This is a genomic window from Parvibaculum sp., assembly GCF_045863935.1.
GTDB lineage: Bacteria > Pseudomonadota > Alphaproteobacteria > Parvibaculales > Parvibaculaceae > Parvibaculum.
On the sequence record NZ_BTVP01000004.1, the window covers coordinates 51,147 to 76,677 of the forward strand.

General features: G+C 63.6%; 16 protein-coding genes, 1 tRNA gene and 3 pseudogenes. 17 read left to right on the forward strand and 3 right to left on the reverse strand.

What is annotated here, in order from left to right; all coding sequences use genetic code 11:
- The first annotated feature begins 143 nt into the window (after positions 1-143).
- From ptcA to ACKUUH_RS02915, 5 genes are all read left to right on the forward strand, one after another.
- Positions 144-1,154, forward strand: coding sequence for a putrescine carbamoyltransferase (gene ptcA, locus ACKUUH_RS02895; protein WP_407948355.1), 1,011 nt, complete (start codon positions 144-146; stop codon positions 1,152-1,154).
- Positions 1,155-1,218: 64 nt separating this feature from the next.
- Positions 1,219-2,613 (forward strand): APC family permease, encoded by a 1,395-nt coding sequence (locus ACKUUH_RS02900; protein ID WP_407948356.1) that lies wholly within the window; start codon positions 1,219-1,221, stop codon positions 2,611-2,613.
- A 66-nt stretch (positions 2,614-2,679) separates the two neighbouring features.
- The gene (gene aguA / locus ACKUUH_RS02905) at positions 2,680-3,783 is read left to right on the forward strand and encodes an agmatine deiminase (protein WP_407948357.1); all 1,104 of its coding nucleotides are present in this window, start codon (positions 2,680-2,682) and stop codon (positions 3,781-3,783) included.
- Positions 3,784-3,786: 3 nt separating this feature from the next.
- The gene (locus tag ACKUUH_RS02910) at positions 3,787-4,698 is read left to right on the forward strand and encodes a carbamate kinase (protein WP_407948358.1); all 912 of its coding nucleotides are present in this window, start codon (positions 3,787-3,789) and stop codon (positions 4,696-4,698) included.
- Between the two features lie 111 nt (positions 4,699-4,809).
- Complete coding sequence (locus tag ACKUUH_RS02915) at positions 4,810-5,640, forward strand: TonB C-terminal domain-containing protein (protein WP_407948359.1); 831 nt, start codon at positions 4,810-4,812, stop codon at positions 5,638-5,640.
- A 107-nt stretch (positions 5,641-5,747) separates the two neighbouring features.
- On the opposite strand, the gene ACKUUH_RS02920 is transcribed toward ACKUUH_RS02915, so the two are convergent.
- Positions 5,748-6,881 carry a PQQ-dependent sugar dehydrogenase gene (locus ACKUUH_RS02920; protein WP_407948360.1) on the reverse strand — a complete coding sequence of 378 codons (1,134 nt, stop codon included), beginning with the start codon at positions 6,879-6,881 and terminating at the stop codon, positions 5,748-5,750.
- Between the two features lie 77 nt (positions 6,882-6,958).
- Between ACKUUH_RS02920 and ACKUUH_RS02925 the strand changes: the two genes are divergently transcribed.
- From ACKUUH_RS02925 to ACKUUH_RS02955, 7 genes are all read left to right on the forward strand, one after another.
- Entirely contained in the window at positions 6,959-7,387 is a 429-nt protein-coding gene (locus ACKUUH_RS02925; RefSeq protein ID WP_407948361.1) for a hypothetical protein, read from the forward strand.
- A 261-nt stretch (positions 7,388-7,648) separates the two neighbouring features.
- The gene (locus tag ACKUUH_RS02930; RefSeq protein WP_407948362.1) at positions 7,649-8,161 is read left to right on the forward strand and encodes a TRAP transporter small permease subunit; all 513 of its coding nucleotides are present in this window, start codon (positions 7,649-7,651) and stop codon (positions 8,159-8,161) included.
- A complete protein-coding gene (locus ACKUUH_RS02935) occupies positions 8,158-9,483 on the forward strand; it encodes a TRAP transporter large permease subunit (protein WP_407948363.1) in 1,326 nt (441 codons plus the stop codon). Before ACKUUH_RS02930 ends, ACKUUH_RS02935 begins: the two co-directional genes overlap by 4 nt.
- A gap of 117 nt (positions 9,484-9,600) precedes the next feature.
- Positions 9,601-10,671: a TRAP transporter substrate-binding protein gene (locus tag ACKUUH_RS02940; protein WP_407948364.1), complete on the forward strand. Its 1,071-nt coding sequence runs from the start codon at positions 9,601-9,603 to the stop codon at positions 10,669-10,671.
- Positions 10,672-10,878: 207 nt separating this feature from the next.
- On the forward strand, positions 10,879-12,693 hold the full coding sequence (locus ACKUUH_RS02945) for a flavin-containing monooxygenase (protein WP_407948365.1): 1,815 nt from the start codon (positions 10,879-10,881) through the stop codon (positions 12,691-12,693).
- Positions 12,694-12,808: 115 nt separating this feature from the next.
- Positions 12,809-12,882 (forward strand) — tRNA-Gln (locus ACKUUH_RS02950).
- Positions 12,883-13,017: 135 nt separating this feature from the next.
- Positions 13,018-14,556 carry a DUF6538 domain-containing protein gene (locus ACKUUH_RS02955; protein WP_407948366.1) on the forward strand — a complete coding sequence of 513 codons (1,539 nt, stop codon included), beginning with the start codon at positions 13,018-13,020 and terminating at the stop codon, positions 14,554-14,556.
- On the opposite strand, the pseudogene ACKUUH_RS02960 reads toward ACKUUH_RS02955, so the two are convergent.
- Positions 14,553-15,453, reverse strand: a pseudogene (locus ACKUUH_RS02960) (IS3 family transposase); the annotation flags it as partial. The gene ACKUUH_RS02955 and the pseudogene ACKUUH_RS02960 sit on opposite strands and share 4 nt — an antisense overlap.
- Before the next feature lie 3 nt (positions 15,454-15,456).
- On the opposite strand from ACKUUH_RS02960, the pseudogene ACKUUH_RS02965 reads away from it, so the two are divergent.
- Together ACKUUH_RS02965 and ACKUUH_RS02970 are read left to right on the forward strand one after the other, a co-directional pair.
- Positions 15,457-15,657: pseudogene (locus tag ACKUUH_RS02965) on the forward strand (lipid II flippase MurJ); the annotation flags it as partial.
- Between the two features lie 145 nt (positions 15,658-15,802).
- The gene (locus ACKUUH_RS02970) at positions 15,803-17,653 is read left to right on the forward strand and encodes an ATP-binding protein (RefSeq protein ID WP_407948367.1); all 1,851 of its coding nucleotides are present in this window, start codon (positions 15,803-15,805) and stop codon (positions 17,651-17,653) included.
- Between the two features lie 4 nt (positions 17,654-17,657).
- On the opposite strand, the gene ACKUUH_RS02975 is transcribed toward ACKUUH_RS02970, so the two are convergent.
- Entirely contained in the window at positions 17,658-18,305 is a 648-nt protein-coding gene (locus tag ACKUUH_RS02975) for a LuxR C-terminal-related transcriptional regulator (protein ID WP_407948368.1), read from the reverse strand.
- A gap of 151 nt (positions 18,306-18,456) precedes the next feature.
- Here ACKUUH_RS02975 and ACKUUH_RS02980 point away from each other — a divergent pair, with 151 nt between their 5' ends.
- The 3 genes and pseudogenes from ACKUUH_RS02980 (at position 18,457) to ACKUUH_RS02990 (ending at position 25,529) form a co-directional block, all read left to right on the forward strand.
- Positions 18,457-23,406 (forward strand): autotransporter domain-containing protein, encoded by a 4,950-nt coding sequence (locus ACKUUH_RS02980; RefSeq protein WP_407948369.1) that lies wholly within the window; start codon positions 18,457-18,459, stop codon positions 23,404-23,406.
- A gap of 70 nt (positions 23,407-23,476) precedes the next feature.
- Positions 23,477-23,570 (forward strand): annotated as a pseudogene (locus ACKUUH_RS02985) (IS5/IS1182 family transposase); the annotation flags it as partial.
- Positions 23,571-24,158: 588 nt separating this feature from the next.
- Entirely contained in the window at positions 24,159-25,529 is a 1,371-nt protein-coding gene (locus ACKUUH_RS02990; protein WP_407948370.1) for a Ppx/GppA phosphatase family protein, read from the forward strand.
- The last annotated feature ends 2 nt before the right edge of the window (positions 25,530-25,531 follow it).

Genomic DNA, 25,531 nt, shown 5'->3' on the forward strand with positions numbered 1-25,531 from the left:
TACCTCAGGGCTGGCTCTTTGCGTCACTTTGTCGCCAGCCGTGACCCGCGAGCCGAAAACTGCATTGCGCTCGATCAAGTCGCCAGCGGGCCGAAGCAGGGATAATCGGGCCAGTTCTCCCGCACGTAAAGAGGGCCCCCTTGATGCTGCGCCATTTCGTTCAGATTCTCGACTTCTCGAAGGAAGAGTTGCTCCACATGATGGAGCTGACAGCCCTGCTCAAGCGCGCCGACAAGGACGGCGCCTGTCCGAGGCTTTTGAACGGCGCCTCTCTGGGGATGATCTTCGAGGAACCGTCGACCCGCACCCGCGTCTCCTTCGAGGTCGCGATGACCAAGCTCGGCGGTCACGCTCTCTACCTGCGCCCCGGCGAAATCCATCTCGGTGCCCGCGAGTCGATCGCCGATACCGCGCGCGTCGTCTCCCGCATGGTCGACGTCATCGAGGCGCGCACGCTGAAACATCAGACCGTGCTCGATCTCGCGAAATACGCAACCGTCCCCATCATCAACGGTCTTACGGATTTCAACCATCCGACGCAGGTCCTCTGCGACGTCTTCACCATGACGGAGCATGCACCGAAGGGTAAGAAGCTCGAGGACCTCAAGCTCGTCTTTGTCGGCGACGCGACCAATGTCTGCGTCTCGCTCATGTTCATATGCGCCCGTTTGGGCATGTCCTTCACGCAGGCCGCGCCCGCGAAGTACCAGGTCTCCGAAGCGCATCGCGCCATGGTGAAGGATGCCTGCGCGCAATCCGGTGCGAGGATAAACTTCACCGACGATCCGGCCGCCGCCGTCGCCGACGCCGATTTCGTCTACACAGATCTCTGGTGGTGGGTTGGCCAGGAAAGCGAGATACCGGAGCGCAGCGCTGCCTTCATGCCGAAATTCCAGGTCAACGCGGCGCTGATGGCGAAGGCGCCCGCCGATGCGCGTTTCATGCACTGCCTTCCCGCCTCGCGCGGCGTCGAGGCGACGGATGAAGTCATGGACGGGCCGCAATCCGTCATTCTCGATCAGTCGGAAAACCGGCTGCACACGGAGAAGGCGCTCCTCGTCTGGTTCGTCTATCCCCGCCTGAAGCGTCCCTCGGAAGCTTTGCTCGCCCGCCACCGGGGACTTGTCGAGGATTTTCTGACGGACTTTTTCTGATCCCGCCGTGAGTAGAGCGGCTTGTACCACGCGTAACAGGTTCAATCTTATCGGGAGAAAAATGATGACCGATCAATCCACCGCCAATCCGCGTGGCTACAAGAAGGTCATGCGCGGTCTCGACCTGACACTGTTCACAGTCTGCGCCATCCTCGTTATCGACCAGCTTGCGGCATCCGCGGCCATCGGCCCGCAATCCGTCTTCTGGTGGATATTCACCATGGTGTTCTTTTTCATCCCCTACGGCCTGATCACGGCTGAACTCGGCAGCGCCTATCCGGATCAGGGCGGCATTTATGCCTGGGTCCGCCGGGCCTTCGGTGCGCGCTGGGGCGGACGGACCGCATGGCTGTGGTGGATCAACGTCGCGCTCTGGCAGCCCTCTGTCTTCATTCTCTTCGCCGGCATCTTCGCCGCGCTCTTCATGCCGGAACTCGAACTCTGGCCGCAGATCGCCATCGCGGTCGTGCTCACCTGGATCACGGTCTGGGTCAACATCGTCCGCCTCGACATCGGCAAATGGGTGCCCAATCTCGGCGCCATCTTCAAGGTCGCGATCATGCTCATCATCGGCATCGGCGGTTTCGTCTATGCCGCAAATCACGGCGTCGCGAACGAACTCACCCTCTCCAGCATGACACCGAGCTGGGGTGCCTCGCTCGCCTTCCTGCCGGTCATCGTCTACAATTTCATGGGCTTCGAGCTCATGTCGGGCGCGAGCGCGGAAATGAAAAATCCCGCCCGCGACGTGCCGCTCACCATCGCTCTCTCCGGCATCCTGATCGCCGCTTTCTACCTCTTCGCGACCATCGGCATCCTCATTGCCCTGCCGCTCGACGAAATCAACCTTGTCAGTGGCATCGTCGATACCTTGCGCGTCCTCCTCGGCGAAGGCGGCGCCGGCGGCACCTTCGTCGTCCTCCTCGGCCTCATGGCGCTCTATTCCTTCCTCGCCAACATGGTCACCTGGACCATGGGCGCGAACCGTTCGGCCGCCGAGGCCGCGCTCGACGGCAATCTTCCGGCGATGTTCGCACGGCTCCATGCGGTTCATCGCACGCCCGCAAGCGCCGCCATCGTCACCGGCGTGGTAACGACCGTCGTCATCGTGATCTACGGCTTCCTCGCGGCGGATGCGGAAGACCTCTTCTGGACGCTCTTCGCCTTCTCCTCCATCGTCTTCCTGCTGCCTTATCTCATCATGTTCGCGGCCTTCCTGCGGCTGCGGGCAATCGACCCGGCCACGCCGCGCCCCTATCGCGTACCGGGCGGGCAGGGCGGCGCCCTCGTCCTGGCGATCCTCTGCATGCTCTTCATCCTGCAGGCGATCGTCTTCTTCATTTACACGCCGGGCGAGTTCGACATGACCTATGCCATCTCCATTGCCATCGGCGTCGTCGTCACCGTGGTGATCGGCGAAGGACTGGTTCGCTGGGGCGGGCGCAAGCGCGCTGCCTGAGTCATGTGGTAAAATCGGGCGGCGGCGCACAAGGCGTCGCCGCCTCTTTCTGTCGGGAGTTTTCGAATGGTGCGGACACTGGTGACGACCCCCCGGGCGGATGGCTTCCGCATGCCCGCGGAGTTCGAGCCCCATGCGGGCACATGGATGCTCTGGCCCGAACGGCCGGACAACTGGCGCCTCGGCGCAAAGCCCGCGCAGCATGCTTTCGCCGCGGTCGCCGCCGCCATTGCAACCGGCGAGCCGGTCACGGTCGGCGCCTCGCCTCGCCAGTTCTCGAACGCCCGCGCCATGCTCGCGCCGGAAATCCGCGTCGTCGAAATCTCGAACGACGATTCCTGGATGCGCGATTGCGGTCCCACTTTCGTCGTGGACGGCAAGGGCGGCGTTCGCGCCATTGACTGGATCTTCAACGCCTGGGGCGGGCTCGATGGCGGCCTCTATTTCCCCTGGGACCAGGACGATCTCGTCGCCGCCAAGGTAGCCGAGATCGAAAGCGTCCCGCGTTACCGCGCTCCCATTATTCTCGAAGGCGGCTCCATCCATGTCGATGGTGAAGGCACGCTCCTCACCACGGAGGAATGCCTCCTCAATCCGAACCGCAATCCCGGCATGACGCGCGAAGAGATCGAGCATGTGCTCGCGGATTACCTTGGCCTGAAAAAATTCATATGGCTCGGCCTTGGCGTCCATGAGGACGAGACGAGCGGCCACATCGACAATCTCGCCTGCTTCGTGCGCCCCGGCGTCGTCGCGCTGACCTGGACGGACGACAGGAACGATCCCCAATACGAGATTTCACAGGATGCTTTCGAGCGTCTTTCGGCGGCGACGGATGCGAAGGGCCGCAAACTCGAAATTCACCGCATCCACCAGCCGGACCCCGTGCATATCACGGCGGAGGAAAGCAGCGGCGTCGACGTCGTGGAGGGAACCCAGCCCCGCACCGAAGGCATGCGTCTCGCCGCCTCCTACATCAATTTCTACATCGCGAACGGCACGATCGTGATGCCGGCCTTCGGCGATGCCCATGACGATCCGGCGCGCGCGCAGATCGCGGCGCTCTTTCCCGACCGCAAGGTGATCGCCGTTCCCGCGCGCGAAATTCTCCTCGGGGGCGGCAACATCCACTGCATCACGCAGCAGCAGCCCGCGCCGCAAGGTGCCTGAGCCATGCGCATCCTCGTTGCCATCGGTGGAAACGCGCTCCTGAAACGCGGCGACACGCTCGGCATCGGCGAGCAGCGCCGCAACATGGCCGAAGCCGCAACGGCGCTGGCAAATCTTGCCCGCGAACATGAACTCGTGCTCGTGCACGGCAATGGTCCCCAGGTCGGCCTCCTCGCCCTCGAAGCCGACGCCTACAAAGGCGCGCCGCCTTACCCGCTCGATGTGCTCGGTGCGGAATCGCAGGGCATGATCGGTTATGTCATCGAGGAGGCGATGCGCCGTGCGCTTCCGGAGCGTGAAATCGTGACCGTGCTCACGCAAACGCTGGTCGATCCCGCCGACCCCGCCTTCGCAAAGCCGTCGAAGCCCATCGGTCCGGTCTACGACAAGAAGACGGCGCAGGCGCTCGCCGCCGAACGCGGCTGGGCCGTCGCACCGGATGGCCCGGACGGCAAGGCCTGGCGCCGCGTCGTCGCTTCGCCCGCGCCGCGCAGCATCGTGCAGCTCGCCGCGATCCGTCGCCTCGTCGATAGCGGATGCCTCGTCGTTTGCGCCGGGGGCGGCGGCATTCCCGTCCAGCCCGGACCCGCGGGCGCCCCGGAAGGCGTCGAAGCCGTCATCGACAAGGACCTCGCGGCCTGCCTTCTGGCGAAGGATCTCGATGCCGGCTGCTTGTTGATCCTCACGGATGTGGACGGCGTCTACGAAGCCTGGGGCACGCCCGCGCAAACGCGCATCGAAGCCGTCTCCGCCCGGGCGCTCGACCCAGCCACCTTTGCCGCGGGCTCGATGGGCCCAAAGATCGAGGCTGCGCGCGATTTCGCTCTTGCCACCGGCCGCCCCGCCTTCATTGGCGCCTTGGGGAAGGCGGCGGACATTCTGTCTGGCCGCTCCGGCACCCGCATCGATCCGTGATGTGTTGTGATCGCATCGCCCCTGCCATGAACGGGCGCCGCCTGTTAAGGTCGTCCGGTGAGGGCCGGAGATAAGCACCGGCCGCAAAAATGCCGGAAGCCGGGCAGGATAATGAGTGCAACGACAGTAAGCGGCAGCACCCCGGCTGCGGATGACGGATTGCTCCGCAATACGTTTCATGTCGTGCCGCCGCCCCCACCGCGTCAGAAGGCCTGGAGCGAACTCACCATCGCGATCGGCATCGCGCTCCTCATCAATCTCATCGTGATCCTGTCCTTCATCCTGCGCGCGCCGATTGCCATGCCTCCCGCCGATCCGCCTGCCATCTCGGTCGATCTCGTGCAGGAGCCGCAGCCGCAGCCACAGCCCCAACCCCAGCCGCAACCTCAGCAGGAGGCGCCGGAAATAACGCCTTTCTCGCGGTCCGGCGAAGACACGGATGCGCCGCCCGGGCTGGACACGGAGCCGGACGACAGCCCTCTTCAGACGGACTCGAAGGAAGACAAGCCGGAGCCGGACGAAAAGACGACAAGGGAACAGAAAAGTCAGGCCGAGGAAGACATTCCCGGTTGGGCCCAAACCATCCTTCCTGGCTTCGATGTCCGTTCGGGAAAGCCCGACGCATCGAGCCGTGAGCAACAGGCCGCGCGCAGCTCCGGCGGCGCAAGCGCGTTCTTCAACCGCATCCGCGACGCCATTCTTGCCAATGTGGATCAGGCCGAAACAGCAGGCTTCCAGGGATCGGCCGAATTCGAGGTCATCATCCACCGCTCGGGTAAGATCGTAAGCCTGCGGCTGACGCGGTCGAGTGGCTACAAGACCCTCGATCAAGCCTTCGCAAACGCCATCGTCAGGACCCAGCCCTACAGCTATCCGGCCGGAATTAGCCTCGATTTCTTGCCGATAATCGTGGAACTGAAATCCCGTCCATCAGACGGCTGATGCACTTGCAGCTGCCTGCGGTCCGGGTGGCCCTCATCCCGAACCACCAGACAAGAGAGCCTTCTCGCCGTAGGACGAGTCGAGGCAATATACCGTCGGATGCAACCTTATTTGGCCGGTGCGACGCGCAGCACCGATCCGTCCTCTCCATCCGTCACCAGATAGAGATAGCCATCCGGTCCCGTCGCCACATCGCGAATGCGTTTGCCGAGATCGGCGAAGAGTTCTTCCTGCGCCACGACCTCGCCATTTTCCATATCGATCCGCCGCACATGCTGTCCTGCGAGCGCGCCCACGAAGAGGTCGCCTTCCCATTCGGGAAACACGGCTCCGCGGTAGAGCGTAAAACCGCAGGGTGCAATTGATGGCGTCCAGTGGAGCAGGGGCTGTTCCATCCCTTCATATTCCGTATAGGGAGAAACCCGCGCGCCGGAATAATCCATGCCCCAGGTAATGACCGGCCAGCCATAATTCTTGCCGGGCTCGATGATGTTGATTTCATCGCCGCCCCGCGGTCCGTGCTCGTGCTCGATGACGCGTCCCGAGGCCTCGTCGTAGATCAGGCCCTGAATGTTGCGGTGTCCGTAGCTCCAGATTTCCGGACGTGCGCCTTCCTGTGCGACGAAAGGGTTGTCTTCCGGAACGCTGCCGTCGCGATTGATGCGCACGATCTTGCCAAGGTCGTTGTCGAGGCGTTGCGCTTGCTCGCGATAGTCGAAGCCGTCGCCCACCGCGACGAGCAGCGTGCCGTCTGGGAGGAAAGTCATCACGCCGCCATAGTGGACCGGCGTATCCTTTTTCGGTGTGGCCTCGAAGATGACTTCGAGTTCGCTCAGCGACTGACCGTCGAAGCGCGCGCGGGCAACGCGCGTGCCGTTCTCTCCCGGCGTGCCATGCGCGTAGGAGAGATAGACATATCCATTCTCGGCGAAGTCCGGATCAGGCAGTACCTCGAAGAGGCCGCCCTGGCTCTTGAAAAAGACCTCGGGTACGCCGGCAACGGGCTCGGGCGCCATCACACCATCCCGAAGCACGCGAATCTCACCCGGCAACTGGACGACGAGGATCGATCCGTCCGGCATGAAAGTGAGGTTCCAGGGATGATCGAGCCCTTCCGCCACGGCGGTAATCTTGTAGGGACTGTCGCCGGGAACCTCGTCCTGCGCTCGCGCAAACCCCGGTAGAGAAACCAGTAGCGCGGCCGCAGCCAATGCCCCTATCGCGAATGCCCGCTTCACCATCGGCTCTTTCCCATCCCAACTGCTGTTATTCTGTGCAATCATAGCGCCATATGGCGCTTGAAAGAAATGAGGGGGAAATGCGTATCGTGATGATTGTGCTGGGATTTGTCCTGGCTGTGATCGTGGCGACCGTGCTTGGCGCGATTGCTCATACGCAATTCGTTCTCGCCGAGCTGACGGGACTTGGCATTGAAATCCCCGTTTCGGATCGTCTGTCCACGACCATACATGACATCGCCGGCATGGGGCCGATGTTCGGTCTCATTGTCGCGATCGGGTTTCTCGTCGCGATGTCGGCGGCGGCGCTCGTCTACAGGTTTGCCGGAACTCAGCGCTATCTCGTCTATGGCGTGGCCGGGGCGGCGGCTCTTGCGGTCGCGCTGACGGTGATGGGCATGGTTTACGAGATCACGCCGATTGCGGGCGCCCGGACGACCATGGGCTTCGTCGCGCAGATGATTGCCGGCGCACTTGGCGGGCTAACCTTCGCCCGCGTGACGCGCTAGCCTCTGCCTGCCGGGGTGGCAGCCCCTGCCTGACAACCCGCCATTCTGCCCCTTGTGTGATCACCGCAGTGCAGCGCGCCGAAAAAGCGCTCGACGTGTCGTTTTTTGAGGTCCGGATGTTGTGTCCCCGGTTGCCTTGACGCGGCAATCCGTGCAGCCTTGAAAAACTGATATCGCACGGACCCACCTTCGGGATGGTCGCATGCCGGGGGATCCTGGAGCAGCGTCCATTCCAATGCCGATCAAAACGAAAGAGGCAACTTGCCGAGAGCAGCCAGAGTTTTCGTCCGGTATGTCGAGGCGGTGAACCGCGCGGTCGGCCGTGTCGTCATGCTGCTGATCTTCGTGATGATCGGCATTTTGCTCTACGCCTCCATTTCCCGCACCGTCTTCGACGTTCCGATCGCATGGGTCATGGAGATGGGGCAGTTTCTGCTCGCGGCCTACTATCTGCTCGGCGGCGGCTACTCGATGCAGATCAACTCGCATGTGAGGATGGACCTTCTCTACGGCCGATTGTCGCCGAGAAAGATGGCCTTCACGGACACCATCACGTCGTTCTTCCTCGTCTTCTATCTCGTCGTGTTGCTGATGGGCGGCATATCGAGCACGGAATACGCCATCACCTACCAGCAGGTGAACTACACCGCCTGGGCGCCACTTCTCTGGCCGATCAAACTCATCATGACGATCGGCATCGGGCTCATGCTATTGCAGGCGATCGCCTTCTTCTTCAAGGATCTGGCCCGCGTTCGCGGCGAGGACATCGCATGAGTTATGAACTCATCACCCTGCTGATGTTCTCCTCGCTCATGGTGATGCTGCTCACCGGCCAGCGTGTATTCGGCGCAATCGGTTTTGTGGCCGCTGCGGCGGCACTTCTTCTGTGGGGCGATGGCGCTTCCGAAATGCCGTTCAACGCCACCTTCCAGGTATTGAACTGGTACCCGTTGCTCACTTTGCCGCTCTTCATCTACATGGGCTACATGCTCTCCGAGTCGGGCATTGCGAGCGATCTCTACCGCATGTTCCATGTCTGGATGGGCTCGCTGAAAGGCGGTCTGGCGCTCGGTACGATCGGCCTCATGGTCATCATCTCCGCCATGAATGGTCTCAGCGTCGCCGGCATGGCGATCGGCGCCAGCGTTGCCCTGCCGGAACTCCTGCGGCGCGGCTACGACAAGGTCATGGTCACAGGCGTCATTCAGGCGGGCAGCTCGCTCGGCATTCTTATTCCGCCGAGCGTCGTCCTGGTCCTCTACGCGATGATCGCGCGCCAGCCCGTGCTGCAACTCTGGCTCGCGGGTATCATCCCCGGCCTTCTGATGGCCACGCTTTTCGGCATCTACGTTTATTTCCGGTGCAGGAGGCATCCGGAGCTCGGGCCTCCGCTTCCCGCCGAGGAACTCGAGAAGGTGACCTGGGGAGAAAAGCTCCGCCTGCTGAAAGCGGGCATTGCGCCGATCCTGATTTTCGCCTCGATGATGGGGCTCTTCTTCACCGGCGTCACGAGCCTGGTCGAGAGCTCCGCCGTCGGTGCGACGGCCGCCACGCTTACGGCGTTGTGGAAGCGTCGACTCACCTGGCGCGTGATGGACGACACGATGCGGCAGACGCTCAGCATCACCTGCATGTTTATGTGGATCATTCTGGCCGCGCTCTGCTTCGGGGCCGTCTATGACGGGCTCGGCGCCAAGAATGCGATCAGGGTTCTCCTGCTCGAAACATGGGACCTCGGACCCTGGGAAGTCCTCATCATGATGATGGTTTCCTTCGTGGTCCTCGGGATGTTCCTCGATGACACGGCGATGCTCGTCATCGTGGCACCGCTCTATATTCCGCTCGTCAGGACACTCGGCTTCGATCCGATCTGGTTCGGCGTTCTCTATGTCATTACCTGTCAGGTCGCCTACATAACGCCGCCCTTTGGCTATAATCTCTTCCTGATGCGTGCCATGGCGCCGCCTGAGATTACCCTTGTGGACATCTACCGCTCAATCGTACCGTTCGTGGTGCTCATGCTGATCACCATCGCGATCGTAATGGCCTTTCCGCAGCTCGCCCTCTGGCTGCCCAACATGTATTCCGGGCGATAGGGACGAGAGAAACACGGGCCAGTGAGGCAGTAGCGGATTTCTTCGTGCGAGCGGGCCGGGTCTGGCAATGGGGCTGGAAGCGACCCGAAACCATCCAGAGAAGAAGGAGTCTCTCCGATGACTGACGATCCCAAAAAGATCAATAAACGCGACTTTCTGAAAAAGGCAGGTGTCGGTGTCGCCGCCGTAGGTGCATCCACGCTTGCTGCGCCGGCGATCGTCCGGGCGCAGTCGCCGATCAAATGGCGCCTCCAGACCTATGCGGGTCCGGCGCTTGCGGAACATGTGATCAAGCCGTCGATCGACGCGTTCAACAATGCGGCGAATGGCGAGATGATGATCGAACTCTACACCGCCGATCAGCTCGTGCCGCAGGGCGAACTGTTCCGCGCTGTCCAGAACGGCACGATCGATGCGGCGCAGAGCGACGACGACTCGATGGCCGCGCCCATCGACGTATCGGTCTTCGGCGCCTATTTCCCCTTCGCCTCGCGTTACAGCCTCGACGTGCCGGTGCTTTGGGAATGGTATGGCCTTCGCGAAATATGGGAAGAAGCCTATGCTGAAGTGCCGGGCGTCACATGGCTCAGCACCGGTTCGTGGGACCCCTGCAACTTCGTGACGACGAAGCCGATCCGCAAGCTCGAAGACCTGAAGGGCCTGCGCGTCTTCACCTTCCCGACAGGCGGCAAGTTCCTTGAGCGTTTCGGCGTCGTGCCGGTGACGCTGCCATGGGAAGACATCGAAGTCGCCATCCAGACCAACGAACTCGATGGCGTTGCCTGGTGCGGTGCAACTGAGACCTACACGGTCGGCTGGGCCGACATCAACAAGTACTACCTCACCAACAACATCTCCGGTGCATGGGCGGGTTCCTACATCGCCAACACGGAGAAGTGGGAGGCGCTGCCGGAGCATCTGAAGACGCTCTTCAAGCTCACCATCGACAGCTCGCACTACTACCGTCAGCATTGGTACTGGTGGGGTGAGGCGCATTACCGTGTCACCGGCGGCAAGCTCGAACTCACCACCATTCCGGAATCCGAATGGAAGACGGTCGAAGACGAGGCGCTCAAGTTCTGGGATGAGGTCGCCCAGAAGAGCCCGCGCAATGCCAAGGTCGTCGAGATTCTGAAGAAATATGCCGACACCATGCGCAAGGCCGGTGCTCCCTACCGCTACGGCTGATCCGCGAACGCTTGCGTCGTTACATGTCGGGCTCCGCCGGAAGGCGGGGCCCGATTGTCGTTCGAAGCAATGCTGTCATCCGATCTGACGTCGCGAAACCCTCGCGGCGTCCACATGCTTTTGACAGATAGTAAGACGTCATTATCATCTTCTTCAAACGCAGGGCACATCGGCCCGGACGGCCGCACATGAGAAGGCGGCGGACAGATGAGGGATGAAATGTCGGACAAGGCAAATGCAGCGGAGCTCGGGTTCGATCCTTCCGCTCTCAAGGCAAAATATCGCGCCGAGCGCGACAAACGTCTGCGGCAGGATGCCAATGAGCAATATGTCGAGATCAAGGGACAGTTCGCTCACTATCTCGAAGACCCTTATGTCGAGCCGGGATTTGCTCGCGCGCCGCTAAGCGATGAGGTCGATGTCGTCGTAGTAGGCGGCGGCTTTGGTGGTCTGCTCGCCGGCGCGCGCCTGCGTGAGGCTGGCGTCGAAAGCGTCCGCATGATCGAGAAGGGTGGCGATTTCGGCGGCACCTGGTACTGGAACCGCTATCCGGGCGCCGCCTGCGACATCGAATCCTACATCTATCTCCCGCTCCTCGAAGAGGTCGGCTACATGCCGGTCGAGAAATATTCGAAGGCGGCGGAGATATTGGCGCACAGCCAGGCGATCGGACGCCACTTCGATCTCTATCGCGATGCCTTGTTTCAGACCGAAGCGACGGAGCTTCGCTGGGACGAAAAGATCGCCCGCTGGATGGTGCACACGAACCGGGGCGATGCCATCAAGGCGCGTTTCGTGGTCACGGCGAGCGGCCCGCTTCACCGCCCCAAGCTTCCGGGCATCCCCGGCATCGAAGGCTTCAAGGGCCATTCCTTCCACACGAGCCGCTGGGACTACGACTACACGGGCGGCGATTGCAACGGCGGTCTCGAAAAGCTGAAGGACAAGCGCGTCGGCATCATCGGCACAGGCGCGACGGCGGTGCAGTGCGTGCCGCATCTCGGTGCTCATGCAAAGGAGCTCTACGTCTTCCAGCGCACGCCGTCCTCGATCGACGTGCGCAACAACCGGCCGACCGACCGCGAATGGGTGAAGACGCTCAAGCCCGGTTGGCAGCAATACCGGATGGACAACTTCAACACGCTCGTCTCCGGCGGCTTTCAGGAGGAGAACCTCGTCAACGACGGCTGGACCGACATCATCGGCAACCTGCTCGTCATGGCGCGCAAGAAGGTCGATGGCCGCTCACCGGCTGAAATGGCGGAGATCGTTCAGCTTGCCGATTTCCAGAAAATGGAATCGATCCGCAAGCGCGTCGAGGAAGTCGTGCGGGACAACTCGACCGCCGAGGCGCTCAAACCCTGGTACAACCAGTTCTGCAAGCGTCCCTGTTTCCACGACGAATATCTGGCGGCCTTCAACCGTCCGAATGTTCATCTCATCGACACGCAGGGCAGGGGCGTCGAACGCATCACGGAAAATGCGATCGTTGCGAATGGCAAGGAGTACGAGATCGACTGCCTCATCTACGCGACGGGCTTCGAGGTCGGCACGGGCTATACGCGCCGTGCCGGTTTCGAAATCTACGGACGCGGCGGCGAAACGCTCACCGGGAAATGGAAGGACGGCGTCTCCTCCCTCCACGGCATGCACACGCGTGGCTTTCCGAATTGCTTTATTGTCAGCAATGCGCAGGCGGGCTTCACGGCCAACTATCCGCATATGCTGAATGAGCAGTCGAAACACCTGTCCTACATCGTCAAGCAGTGCATCGACCGGCAGGCCCGCGTGGTGGAAACAACGCAGGAGGCCGAGGAGAGCTGGCTCGACACGGTGCTCAAGGCGTCGGCCTTCAACAAGCGGTTCCTGGAGGAATGCACGCCCGGCTACTACAACAACGAAGGCAAGCCTTCCGAGGCGGCGATCCGCAACGGCCCCTTCGGTGGCGGTTCCATCGCTTTCATCAAGATTCTGGAGGATTGGCGCGCCGCGGGCGATCTGGCGGGCCTGGAACTGCATTGAGCCCCAAGTGTTGACGAACGGGGGTGCGGCGACTAGGTTTCGCCCGCGCAACCAAGGCGCGCAGCGCCTCGAGTCGGCCGCCAAGCGGCGGAAACCGGGGTCCTGAACGGCGCATTGGGGGATCGTCTAACGGTAGGACAGCGGACTCTGACTCCGCCAGTCTAGGTTCGAATCCTAGTCCCCCAGCCACTTCCCGTTAAGCTATTGATAATAAAAGGCTTTTTGGCACCACAACCGCCTGTGACACACAGGTGTGACACAGAACTGTGTCACACGGCTCCTCCGGGGAGAAGATCAGGCGGCCCGAAATGGGAGCCGAAGCCCTTGTCGACCCGTCATCTTCATCTCACCCGTAGAGGCGCGGTTTACTACTTCCGCGCCAGACTTCCCAGAACGCTCGCGCATGTGCTCGGCCAGCCAATGCTCGCCGTGTCGCTGCGCACCAAGGAGGCCGCTCCAGCCCGCCGCATGACGCGCCGGTGCTCGGCCGCACTAGATCGTCTGGAGGCCCAGCTCTTGAACGCGCCGTCGAAATTCCCCCTATCTAAGCTCCAGCTCCGCCTCGTGCTTGAAACGATCTTCAACCGCATCATTGGCGAGGGTGAGGCGCGCCGCGATGCGGACCCAACTGGATATGCTCGCTACGCGGAAGGCGACAGGGACTATGACGAGCCGGATCTCCCGGGTGACAGGAACAGCTGGACCAGCGAGCACTGGAACGCCTGGATGGAGTGGTGTGCCCGGGAGGATGAGCGGCCGGACGCCATGGCCGCCCGGTGGGAAGGGCTCGCTCATGGCAACATCACTAGCGATGTTCGGCCGATGCTCGATAATGCGCTTACTGCGCATGGACTGAACCTCACGCCCGCCGATCCTCAATATGAGGTTCTTGCTCGCGATGCGACGCGGGTCGCAGCGCAGGCCTATCGAATAGAGGCCGAACGTTGGAATGGTTCCTATGGGGTGCGTCAGGAGTTGCCGAGCTTCGTCGCGCAGAAATACCCGCTCGATAGTGCTCTCTTGCGCACCTGGACCACGCGCCTCAATCAAGATGAGGCGGTGTTTCTGTCACGCACAATTGACGAGGTGGCGCGCGACTTCGCGCGCTTCCGTCAGGAGCATGGCATCAGCCCCAAGACGAAAGCCGACGATGATCTGGCGCGTCGGTATTTCGTCGACCTGGTCGGCAATAGGCAGATCCAGGAGCTGACGCCAGAAGATGGGCAGAAATTCGCAAGCCAACTGCTCCGCGTGCCGCGCGACTATGGCAAAGGCCTCTATCGCCGCATGACGCCCCGCCAGGCGATTGCCCTTGCGGATCGTCTCGAACAGGAAATCGCCGCCGCTGACAGCGACCAGCAGTTGATCGCCGTCGAGTCACACCGTCTCACAGCCGCAGAAGCACGCCGGAAAGTCGAGCGCATGCGGAAAAAGACAGCAAACAAGCACCTGACATTCTTCACGTCACTCTGGCGCTCGCCGCTGGTTCCTCGGAGCCTCCGCGTCATGAACCCGTTCGAAGGCACTCTTTATAAGAAGCGGCTGATCGATACGGAGACGGCGCGCCGTGGCACCCGGGTTCCGTTCACGCAAGATGAGTTGAAGACGCTCTTCGCCTCAACGATCTGGAATAGCTGCCGTCGCCCCTTCCATGAAGAGAGCGCACACCAGAAGCGCCTCACGCCCTGGAAGTACTGGTGCCCGCTGATTGCGCTCTTCTCAGGCCTCCGGCGCGAAGAGGTCGCGAGGCTTCGCAAGGATGATTTCGACATCTCGAACGGGGTCTGGCTGTTGCGCATCCAAGCGACCTATGACCGCCGCTTGAAATCTGGGCTGCTGCCGGTCTCGTGGACGTCGAGTTAAGCTAACAACATCTTCTTTTCGAACTCCATAGGGTTCAGATACCCGAGCGTCGAGTACCGGCGCCGGGCATGTAGAAGCGTTCGATGTAGTCGAACACATCGGCCTTGGCCTGGTCTCTTATGCGGTAGACTCTCCATTGCCGCGCTCGCCATTGGGCTCGGACCAATGGCGCCTTCAATGGCTCGCTCCCAGCAATTGCCCGAGCGGCTCATCGAGCAGGCAACGCCATGATCGGCCATCAGCCGCTGGAACGGCTCGCTCGTATACTGGCTGCCGCGATCGGAGTGATGCAGCAGAGCATCGGGCTTGCCGCGCCGCCAGATCGCCGTCACCAGCGCATCGGCGACGAGTTGGGCCGTCATCGATGAACTCATCGACCAACCCACCACCCGGCGCGAGAAGAGGTCTATCACGGCCGCTACATAGAGCCAGCCTTCGGCCGTCCAGATATAGGTGAAGTCCGCCACCCATTTGCGGTTCGGGGGCATCGGCCTCGAACTGACGAGCCAGCACGTTCGGCGCGACGGCGTTGGTTGATCGCTCGCCATTATCCTTGGGGAGAGACCGCCGCCGGGGCCGCGCCCGCAAGGCCTGCTGCCGCATCAACCGTTCGATGCGATGCAGGCCGCAAGCGTGCCCGGCCGCCAGCACGTCATGCCAGACGCGCCGGGCTCCATAGGTCCGGTCACTGGCAAGGAAGCTCGATCGCACTTCATTGCCCAGCATCTTATCACTGCGGCTCCGCGCACTCGGGGCTCGCGTCAGCCAGGCATGGAAGCCGCTTCGCGAGACCCCGAGTGCCCCGCATAACCAAGCCACCGGCCAGATCCCTCGGTGCTTCGCGATGAAGGCGAACTTCATATGCTCTCCTTCGCGAAGTAGGCCGCGGCTTTTTTTAGGATGTCGCGGTACGGATTGAACTTGCCCTCAACCTTGGACCGGGCGGCCGGTGTCGGCAGATACGCCGCCGCCGGCGCGGGCGTCCTCTCCTCCGACATCATTCGCGTGCTGTTCGAGCGCGGCGCCTTCACGAGCGCGGACACGGCGGCGACATCGCGCGCCCTCGTCATCTGCGCGGCAGGTTTTCCCGCCTTCGCCCTCATCAAGGTTTTCCAGCCGGGCTTCTTCGCGAGAGAAGACACGAAGACGCCGCTGCGCTCCGCCGCGCCTTCACGCGGGGTTGAAGGCCGGTCCTTCCCTTCATCATTGACAGGGGGCCGCCGCGCGGGCTGGGATAGCCGTTCAAATGGCGCAAGAGGGGAAGGGGGCCGTCATGCTGAAGGAACGGCTCCATGCCGTGGGTCACGCCGAGAAGTGGCAACTCGACTATCTCTTCGATCTGAGCTTTCAGGCCTGGCTCGTCCATATCGGCGTCGTCACGGCAACGGTCGCGCTTCTCGTCTATGCCTGGCCGGGCGAGGCCTGGCCATGGGTCTGGTATGCCGCCATCTGCGGTCTTTCCGCCGCGCTTGCCGCCCTCGCATGGCGCTACACGCATGACCGCCCGGCGAGCGAGGACGCCGCCCGGCCCTATGGCGTGGCGCATACCGCGCTCACCTTCCTTGTCGGCATAAGCTGGGGCCTCGGGGCCTTCGGCGCGGCGACGGGCGAATTCCATCACCTGCTGGTTTACTCGCTGGCCCTTGGCGGCACCGCGCTCAGCGCCGCCTCCTCGCAACATGCGCTGCCGCGCTCCTGCTTCATCAGCCTCTGGACGTCCGTGCCGATGCTTGGCCTCGCGCATCTCTATCACGATTTCAGTTTTTTGGGCGTGACGGTCATGGCAATGATCCTGCTTTATGCAGGTGTTCTCTCGATCCTCAGCTTCCGCATGTTGCGCTTCATGACGGCCAACGTGACGCTTACGCGCTCGCTCGACGACAAGCTTGCCGAGATCACCGGAATGGCGGCGGAACTTGAAGAGGCCCGCCGGGAGGCGGTGGAGGCGAACCTCTCGAAATCCCGCTTCCTCGCTCATGCGAGCCACGATCTGCGCCAGCCGGTACATGCCATCGGTCTCTTTACTGCCTGTTTGCGCGACCTGCGGCTCGACGGCGAGGTGCGGCAGCATGTCGCCAGCATCGACAATGCGGCCCGCTCCGTGAGCCGCCTGCTCGGCTCGCTCCTCGATATTTCGCGTCTCGATGTCGGTGACATCGTGCCCCAGCCCGAGCGCATCTCTCTCGACGATGTGCTGCAAGGCATTGGCGGGCAGAACGCGGACGCCTTGCGCGAGAGCGGCTGCACACTCGTGCTGGAGCCGTCCGGCATCTTCGTGTCGGTGGACCCGGCCCTGTTCTTCACCATGATCCAGAACCTCCTCTCCAATGCGCAGAAATATGCGCGAGGCGCGACGGTTCGGATAACGGCCCGCACCGATGGCGAGGACCGCGCGGTCCTCGAGGTCGCGGATGACGGACCGGGCATCGGGGAGGCCGATCTCCGCCATATCTTCGATGAATTCTACCGCGCCGAAAACGATGCGCGGCACAGGGAAGAAGGTTTGGGTCTCGGCCTCGCCATTGTCCGCCGCCTTGGCGGGCTCATGGGGCTCGATGTCGGCATCGTCTCCGCCGAAGGGCGCGGCACCGCGGTTCGCATCGCCGGTCTTCCCGTCGTGGAGCCGGGCGCTGTCTCCGCCCCGCGCGCCCATCGCCAGCATCCGCTCACCGGCCTTGCCGTCTGCGTCATCGACGACGATCCCGAAGTGCTCGCCGCCACTGCGACGCTCCTGCGCCGCTGGGGCTGCGAGGTCATGGAGTTCGGCGGCCTGCCGCAGGAAGCCGCCGGATGCGATGCGATCGTCAGCGATTTCGATCTCGGTGGCCCGCTGGACGGGCTCGGTGTCGTCGCACGGATACGCGAGATGGAGGGCTGGCCCGTGCCTGCCGCCATCCTCACGGGCCGCTCCGAGCCGGAAACGCTGGCGCATCTCGCCCGCTCCGGCATTCCCTTTCTGCGAAAGCCCGCGCATCCCGCCGAACTGCGCGCGCTCCTGACCGGCTTCGCGCTTGGCGATGAAGCGAAGGAAGACGAAGCGAAGGAAGACGAAGCGAAGGAAGACGAAGCGAAGGAAGACGAAGCAACCGCTTCCTGACCGTTCAGAGCAGCTTCACCGCCACGCCCGCGGCCGCCGCGCGGCTCGCGACGCCGAGTGTCCTCAGCAGCGCCGACACATGCATCCGCGCCGTCACCGGCGAGATACCGAGCTGGCGTCCGATCTCCTTGTTGGTCATGCCGGTGGCGACGAGCCGCAGCACTTCGCGCTGGCGCGGCGAAAGCTGCACCTCGCTTTCCCCCGTCCCCGTGCTCGCGCTCATGCCAGCCCGGACGGCCGGTGTCGGCAGATGCGCCGCCGCCGGCCTCACCACGATCTCGCCGCCATGGATCGCGGTAATCGCCTCGGCGATCTCCTCCGGCGGCACGGCCTTGCCGACAAAGCCGTCCGCGCCCGCCGCCATCACCGCGCCGATGGTTTCCCTGTCATCGGCCATGGAGACGATGGCGAGCGTCGCGCGCGGGAATTGCCGCCGCAGCATGCCGATGGACTGGTCGGGCACGAAGCCGGGAAACAGCAGGTCGAGCACGAACATGTCCGGCGCCTTGCCGTCCCGGGCCGCCGCCAGCACCTCCTCGAACGACCCCGCCTCGCATATCTCCGCACCGGGGCAGGCCCTGCCGAGAATATGCCGCATTCCCATCCGGAACACCGGATGATCGTCTGCGATGATGATGCGTTCTTCGGCCAAGCGCCCGCGTCTCCCTGAATTGGCGGCCTCTTGCCGGAGTCTATCCCCCGGCAGGGTTAATGACACCTGTACATCTGTACATCTGTCACCCGGTGTGCCCGCCGCCGATTATGTCCTCGACTTTCTCCAATGACAGGCGGGGGGGCCGATCATGGGCGTGAAAAGCGGAAACCGGGCAGCAGCGCCGCGCACCATGCGCGTTACCACATGGCGCTTCATGCGGGTCCGGCGCAGGGCTGTAGAGCCCGCCATTCTCCGGCGTAACCTGACGCGGCGGCTCCTCTCCGGGGTCGGCATTGCCGCCCTTCTCACGGGCGCAAGCCTCGCGCTGCTTCCAGCCCCCGCCCGCGCCGATACCTCATGGACGGGCGCCGCCGACGGCGATTGGAACAACGCGGCCAACTGGTCGAACGGTCTGCCGGTCAACACTTCGGGAACGACCAAGATCGAGGGGCCTGTCGCCGCAACTGTCGACGGTATCGGTGTCACGGACTCCGGCCGCACCAATATTGGCGGCTCCACGCAGGACGGTTCGCTCATCGTGGAGGGCGGCGGTACGCTGAATGTGGGGGTATTTGAACTCTTCGGATATAATGGCTTCAGCGGCACCGCAACCATCCGTGGCGCCGGGTCCGGGATAACCGCTTCGTCAGACACCTTTGTTGGCGCCTATACGGGCATCGGCCATATCTTCATTGAGGACGGCGGAACCCTGACCACCCCCTATTCTACATATATGAGCCAGTATAACGGCTCGCTCGGTACCGTAACGGTGACTGGTTCAGGTTCGACCTGGAACAGCGGCAGCACGATCCGGTTGGGTGGCTCCGAAGGCAATTACGACGCCACGGGAATTCTGACGATTGCGGATGAAGGCCATGTCAACATCGGCAGTGGCAACAGTGACTTGCAGGTCGCCAATTCGGCGGGCTCCACCGGCACACTGAATATCGGCGCGGCGGAAGGCGATGCCGCCGTCGCGGCAGGCACGCTCAACGCCGCCTCTGTCGCCTTCGGAGCGGGCGACGGCACAGTTGTCTTCAATCATACGGAAACGGATTATATTTTCTCTCCGTCCATCTCGGGCAATGGCGAAGTCCGCCAATTGGCCGGCACGACGATCCTGACCGGAGCGAACAGCTGGACGGGCGGCACCACAATCTCCGGCGGCATGCTTGCCGGCAACACGGCAAGCCTTGTGGGCGATATCCTCAACAATGCGACCCTTGCCTTCGATCAATCCGCGGATGGCAGTTTCTCCGGCGCTGTCTCCGGCACCGGCAGCCTTGTGAAGCTCGGCAACGGCGTGCTCACCCTCACCGGTACCAATAGCTATGGGGGCGGCACCACGGTTTCCGCCGGCACACTGCGCGCGGGCAATGCGACGGCTTTCGTCGCCGGCACGGCTTACACCGTCAATGGCGGCACGCTCGATTTCAACGATTTCAGCCGCACCATCGCCGCCCTCTCGGGCACGGGCGGCACGGTCGATCTCGGTAGCGCGACGCTGACTGTCGATCAGAGCGTGAACACCGTCTTCGCGGGCGCGATCGGCGGCAGCGGCGGCCTGGTCAAATCCGGCGCGGGAACGCTGTCCCTCACAGGCGCCAGCGTCTGGACCGGCAACACGTCGGTCGATGCCGGCACGCTCGGCATCGTCGGCGGCGGCACGGTCTCGAACACCACCGGCTATATTGGTAACTACGCCACAGGCACCGGCGAAGTCACGGTTTCCGGCGCGGGTTCCACCTGGACCAACAGCGCTCAGCTCCGTATCGGCGACTCAGGTAATGGTACGCTCGACATCACGGGCGGCGGAGTTGTCTTCAACACCACATCCTATGTCGGTTTGAACGTCGGCGGCACCGGCGAAGTCACGGTTTCAGGCGCGGGTTCCACCTGGACCAACAGCGCCGACCTCAATGTCGGCTTCTACGACACTGGTACGCTCGACATTACCGATGGCGGCGCGGTCTCCAACACCACGGCCTATATCGGCCGCTACGCCGGCGGCACCGGCGACGTGACGGTCGATGGCGCGGATTCCATCTGGACCAACAGCGGCAACCTCTATATCGGCAATTACGGCACCGGCACGCTCGGCATCACGGGCGGCGGCACGGTCTCGAACGCCTCGCAGGTCTATATCGGCCGCGAATCCGCAGGCACCGGCGAAGTCACGGTCGATGGCGCGGATTCCACCTGGACCAACTCAAGCTACCTCATTGTCGGCGATCGCGGCACCGGCACGCTCGGCATCACGGGCGGCGGCACCGTCTCGAACACGGAAGGCAATATCGGCTTTATCGCCGGCGGCACCGGCGACGTCACGGTCGATGGCGCGGATTCCACCTGGACCAACAGCAGCGAACTCTTTGTCGGCCGTTTCGGCACCGGCACGCTCGGCATCACGGGCGGCGGCGCTGTCTCCAACACCGCCGGCTATATCGGCTTTAGTGCCAGCGGCATCGGCGAAGTCACGGTGACGGGCGCGGATTCAATCTGGACCAACTCAAACTCCCTCGATGTCGGAAGGTCCGGCTCCGGCACGCTTGGTATCACGGGCGGCGGCGCCGTCTCCAGCACCACGGCCTATATCGGCCGTTACGCCGGCGGCACCGGCGGCGTCACGGTCAATGGCGCGGATTCCACCTGGACCAACAGTGGTCAGCTCCGTGTCGGCGATGCCGGCACCGGCACGCTCGACATCGCGGGCGGCGGCGCTGTCTCCGCCACCATCGGCTATATCGGTTTGGAAGCGGGGAGCACCGGCGACGTAACGGTTTCCGGCGCAGATTCCACCTTGACCAATTCGGGCACTCTCGCTGTCGGCTTTTACGGCGCCGGTACGCTCGACATCACCGATGGCGGCACGGTCTCAAATACAGAGGCTTATATCGGCCAGGCCGCAAGCGCCGCCGGCGAAGTCACGGTCGATGGCGCGGATTCCACCTGGACCAACAGCGGCGAACTCACTGTCGGCCGTTACGGCACCGGCACGCTCGGCATCACGGGCGGCGGCACGGTTGAGGTCGGCGGCGGCGCCGGCACGGTGAGGATCGCCGATCAGGCCGGTTCCACCGGCACATTGAACATCGGCGCCGCCTCGGGCGATGCGGCGGTTGCCGCCGGCACGCTCGATGCCGCCTCCGTCGTCTTCGGTGCGGGCACCGGCACGCTGGTCTTCAATCACATGGATAGCGATTACCTCTTCGCCGCCGGCATTTCCGGCGCCGGCGAGGTGCTGGTCGAAAACGGCGAGATGGTGCTCACCGCCGCCGCCACCCATACCGGCGGCACGACGATTTCGGGCGGCACGCTGCAACTCGGCAATGGCGGCGCGACGGGTTCCGTCTCCGGCGGCATCGTCAATGACGGCACGCTGGTGATCGACCGCTCCAACGCCTTCACCTGGGCGGGCGTCATGTCCGGCGCCGGCGACTTCCGTCAGGCGGGCGCCGGCGCGACGACGCTGACCGGCGACAGTTCCGCCTTTGCCGGCGCGACCTTCGTCGATGCGGGGGCGCTGATCGTCAACGGCCTTCTCGGCGGCACGCTCGATGTCGGCGCGGGCCTGCTCGGCGGTTCCGGCACGGTCGGCACCACCGCGCTTGGCGCCGGCGCCATCTTCGCGCCCGGCAATTCGATCGGCACACTGAATGTCGCGGGCGACCTCCTTTTCGGTTCTCTCTCGATCTACGAGGTCGAGCTCGACGATGGCGGCAATACGCCCGGCGTCAACAACGACTTCATCGACGTCGCGGGCGCATTGACCATCGACAGCGGCGCATCGGTCTCGGTCAGGCCCGAAAACGGCACCGACGACGGCTCCACCTACACGCCCGGCCTCGTCTACACGATCCTCTCCGCGGCAAACGGTATCACCGGCGCTTTCGATGCGGTGACGGCGAGTTTCGCCTTCCTCACACCGTCGCTCGACTACGACGCCAACAATGTCTATCTGACCCTCAACATCGTGGCGGATTTTCAGGATGTCGCGCAAACGCCGAACCAGCAGGGCGTGGCGAACACGGTCCAGACCTTCGGCCCCGGCAATACGCTTTACGACGGGCTTCTCGGTCTGACGGAGGATCAGGCGCGCTCTGCATTCAATTCGCTCTCGGGCGAGGCCCATGCCAGTGCTTCAACGGCGCCGCTTCCGGGCATGCAGCAGATTCGCCAGCAGATTCTCGATCGCCTCGCCCGGATCTTCGGCGGCGGCTTTGGCGGCTTCGGCTCGGCCGCGGCGAAACAGGCGCCGGCGGCCGGCGATGCACCGGCACCGGGACATGCGGTCTGGGGCCAGCTTTTCGGATCATGGGGCAAGACCGACGGCAATGCCGTCTCCGCCGCGATCGACCGCGACAGCTACGGCTTCATCGGCGGCGCCGACCGCGAGATCGCGCCGGGCGTCCATGCGGGTGTCGCTCTCGGTTACAGCCGCTCGACCTGGGACGTTTCTGCGCGGTCTTCGTCCGGCGACAGCGACAATTTCCATATCGCCGGTTATGCCGGTACGACGCTCGGCGCCGTCGATCTCAAGGGCGTTGTCAGCTACGCCTATGGCCGCGCCGATACCGACCGCACCGTGATCGTTGGTGTACTGACGAATGAGCTGTCGGCCAGCTACGCGACCCATACGTTCCAGGCCGGTATCGAGGCCGGTTACGACCTCGATATGGGCCCCGTCGTGCTGACGCCTTTCGCCGGCCTCGTCGGCGTCCATGTCGAGACCGAGGGCTTCACCGAGACCGGCGGTCCGGCCGCGCTGACCTTCGCCTCCACCGGCAACACCACCGGCGTCACCACGCTCGGCCTGCGCGCCCGTCATCAGGCGGGCAGCGTCGGCATGACCGGCGCCGCCGCCTGGCGCCATGCCTTCGGCGATGTCGAGCCCACCTCGCGCGCCGCCTTCGCCTCGTCCCCCGCCGCCACCTTCGCGGTCAGGGGCGCGCCGCTTGTGCGCGATGCATTGGCGGTGGAAGGCGGATTTGAGGCGCGCATCGATCGGGCGGCAACGCTCTCGTTCGGATACTCCGGGGAATACTCATCCGATACGCGCGATCACGCGCTCATGGCGGAGCTGCGCGTCGAGTTTTAGGCCGTAAACTCATGAACGGGGTTCGCAAATCGGTTGTGTCGCGATTTGAATTTCCTGAAGGGGGATCTGGATGGCACGTTACGATCTGAGCGATTTCGAGTGGTCCGCGATCGAGCCGGTGCTTCCCCCGGAAGTCCCCGGGTGTTCCTCGGGTGGATGACAGGCTGAGCTTGCCCCCAACCCTGGACCGGCCCTCTGGCTGAATTTAGAAGGATGTCGAATTGCGAGGCCCTAAAGCCCGGCCGGTCCTTCTCAGGCTTTTCAAGCGCACTCCTCCCATACTTTCATCAAGGGAGCGGACGCCGGATCGTGACCCTTCACACACCGCGCAACCGGAAGCTTGAGCTTCTCGACGAGGTGATATCTCTGAAGGTTCACTCGTCGTTCTCCCTAGCTTCGCAATACCGGCTTGGCTGGAATAACGGGAGCGAGAGCGTTTCCAGTCGGTGCGGTGCGTCGGTGCGCGCATTGGCCGGATAGCTGCAGGTGCTGCAGACACCCGTCCGAGATTCTCTGGAAACCTTACAGGGGCTTGAAAATCGCGGTCGGTGGGCGATCCACTGTTGGGCGGGGGCGGCCCACTTCCCTCTCCCCTGTTCCCCAGCCAGCCATCGCCCGGAATAGTTGCGTCTCCCCGCCTTTACCGCGCCGCTCAGGCTGCTACACTTCACCCAACTGAAAAACATAGGGAATCCGGTCGAAGCGCGGCCCGCCTCTGGCGGTTGGCATGTGCTTCCCGGGTCTGAGAGACAGTGCACCATAAGGGTGACGACGGCATGGTGGGTCTTGGCGGGGCCCCCGCCGCTCCAGAGGGCCTGCCGCAGGCCCCATCCGCCACGAAGAGTTCGGCTTCACCGGAGGGAGGGGCTGAAGACGCGCAACCGCGCGGTGCCCGGGATACCGGGGACGGGATCGTACCGCCCCGCAAGTCGCGCAGGCGCGGCCGCCGGGGTAGGGGGCGCCGCAAGGAAGAAGCCCGCAAGGAAGCAGCCGCGGCTAACCCCGAGCCGAAGCCTGTCCGGAAATCGCCTCAAAAACCGTCGGGCCAAAAGCCGTCGAACCGAAATCTGTCCAAAAGGCCGGGTGCCGCCGACAAGCTCTATGCCGCGCTCGATCTCGGCACCAACAATTGCCGTCTTCTGATTGCCCGCCCGTCGCCGGAAGGCTTCAAGGTCGTCGACGCCTATTCCCGCATCGTCCGTCTGGGAGAGGGGCTCGCCAGCACAGGCGCGCTAGGCGAGGCGGCCATGAAGCGGGCAATCGACGCGCTGCGCATCTGCGCGGAGAAGATGGCGCGCCGCGGCGTTATCCGCTCCCGCACCATCGCGACCGCCGCCTGCCGCACGGCGGATAATGGCGCCGATTTCATCGAACGCGTGAAAAGGGAGACGGGCCTCTCGCTTGAAGTCGTCTCGACCGAGGACGAAGCGCGCCTCGCCGTTGCGGGGTGCGCACCGCTTCTCGACAAGGCGTGCAGCTCCGCGCTCGTCTTCGATATCGGCGGCGGTTCCACGGAGCTCATCTGGGTGCGCATGGACGGGGGAAGCGACGCCCGCCCCGCCATCGCCGACTGGACGTCGCTGCCCTGCGGTGTCGTAACGCTCGCCGAGCGCCATGGTGGCGTCGAGGTGCCGGAAGACACATATGCGCGCATGGTGGGCGAGGTGAGCGGCCAGCTCAGTCCCTTCCTGGAGCGGATGAAAGACGGCGCCGGAGGCGATGCATCGAATTTCCACCTCCTCGGTACCTCCGGCACGGTCACCACCATCGCGGGCGTCCATCTGGGTCTCAGCCGCTATGATCGCACGCGGGTCGATGGCGTCTGGATTTCGCCGGATGACGTTCAGGGTGTCACCAGGTCTCTTCTTGCCATGGACTATGGCAGCCGCGCGGCGCACCCTTGCGTCGGGCAGGAGCGGGCAGACCTTGTTCTCGCCGGTTGCGCCATTTTCGAGGCCATCGCCCGTGCCTGGCCGGCTGACCGCTTGCGCGTTGCCGATCGCGGCCTGCGCGAAGGTATCCTTCTTTCCCTCATGGAGGCCGATGCCTCCCGGCGCAGGCGCCGCCGCCGGAAACGGCGCCGTAGATCGAGCCCGGACGCCGGCGGCAATGGAACGATGTGACG

Excerpts from the sequence above, each read along its gene's own strand:
- aguA (WP_407948357.1), top strand. The coding sequence starts at position 2,680 with ATGGTGCGGACACTGGTGACGACCCCCCGGGCGGATGGCTTCCGCATG.
- ACKUUH_RS02935 (WP_407948363.1), top strand. The coding sequence starts at position 8,158 with ATGAGTTATGAACTCATCACCCTGCTGATGTTCTCCTCGCTCATGGTG.
- ptcA (WP_407948355.1), top strand. The coding sequence starts at position 144 with ATGCTGCGCCATTTCGTTCAGATTCTCGACTTCTCGAAGGAAGAGTTG.
- ACKUUH_RS02920 (WP_407948360.1), bottom strand. The coding sequence starts at position 6,881 with ATGGTGAAGCGGGCATTCGCGATAGGGGCATTGGCTGCGGCCGCGCTA.
- ACKUUH_RS02925 (WP_407948361.1), top strand. The coding sequence starts at position 6,959 with ATGCGTATCGTGATGATTGTGCTGGGATTTGTCCTGGCTGTGATCGTG.
- ACKUUH_RS02945 (WP_407948365.1), top strand. The coding sequence starts at position 10,879 with ATGAGGGATGAAATGTCGGACAAGGCAAATGCAGCGGAGCTCGGGTTC.
- ACKUUH_RS02910 (WP_407948358.1), top strand. The coding sequence starts at position 3,787 with ATGCGCATCCTCGTTGCCATCGGTGGAAACGCGCTCCTGAAACGCGGC.
- ACKUUH_RS02915 (WP_407948359.1), top strand. The coding sequence starts at position 4,810 with ATGAGTGCAACGACAGTAAGCGGCAGCACCCCGGCTGCGGATGACGGA.
- ACKUUH_RS02980 (WP_407948369.1), top strand. The coding sequence starts at position 18,457 with ATGGGCGTGAAAAGCGGAAACCGGGCAGCAGCGCCGCGCACCATGCGC.
- ACKUUH_RS02940 (WP_407948364.1), top strand. The coding sequence starts at position 9,601 with ATGACTGACGATCCCAAAAAGATCAATAAACGCGACTTTCTGAAAAAG.
- ACKUUH_RS02970 (WP_407948367.1), top strand. The coding sequence starts at position 15,803 with ATGGCGCAAGAGGGGAAGGGGGCCGTCATGCTGAAGGAACGGCTCCAT.
- ACKUUH_RS02900 (WP_407948356.1), top strand. The coding sequence starts at position 1,219 with ATGACCGATCAATCCACCGCCAATCCGCGTGGCTACAAGAAGGTCATG.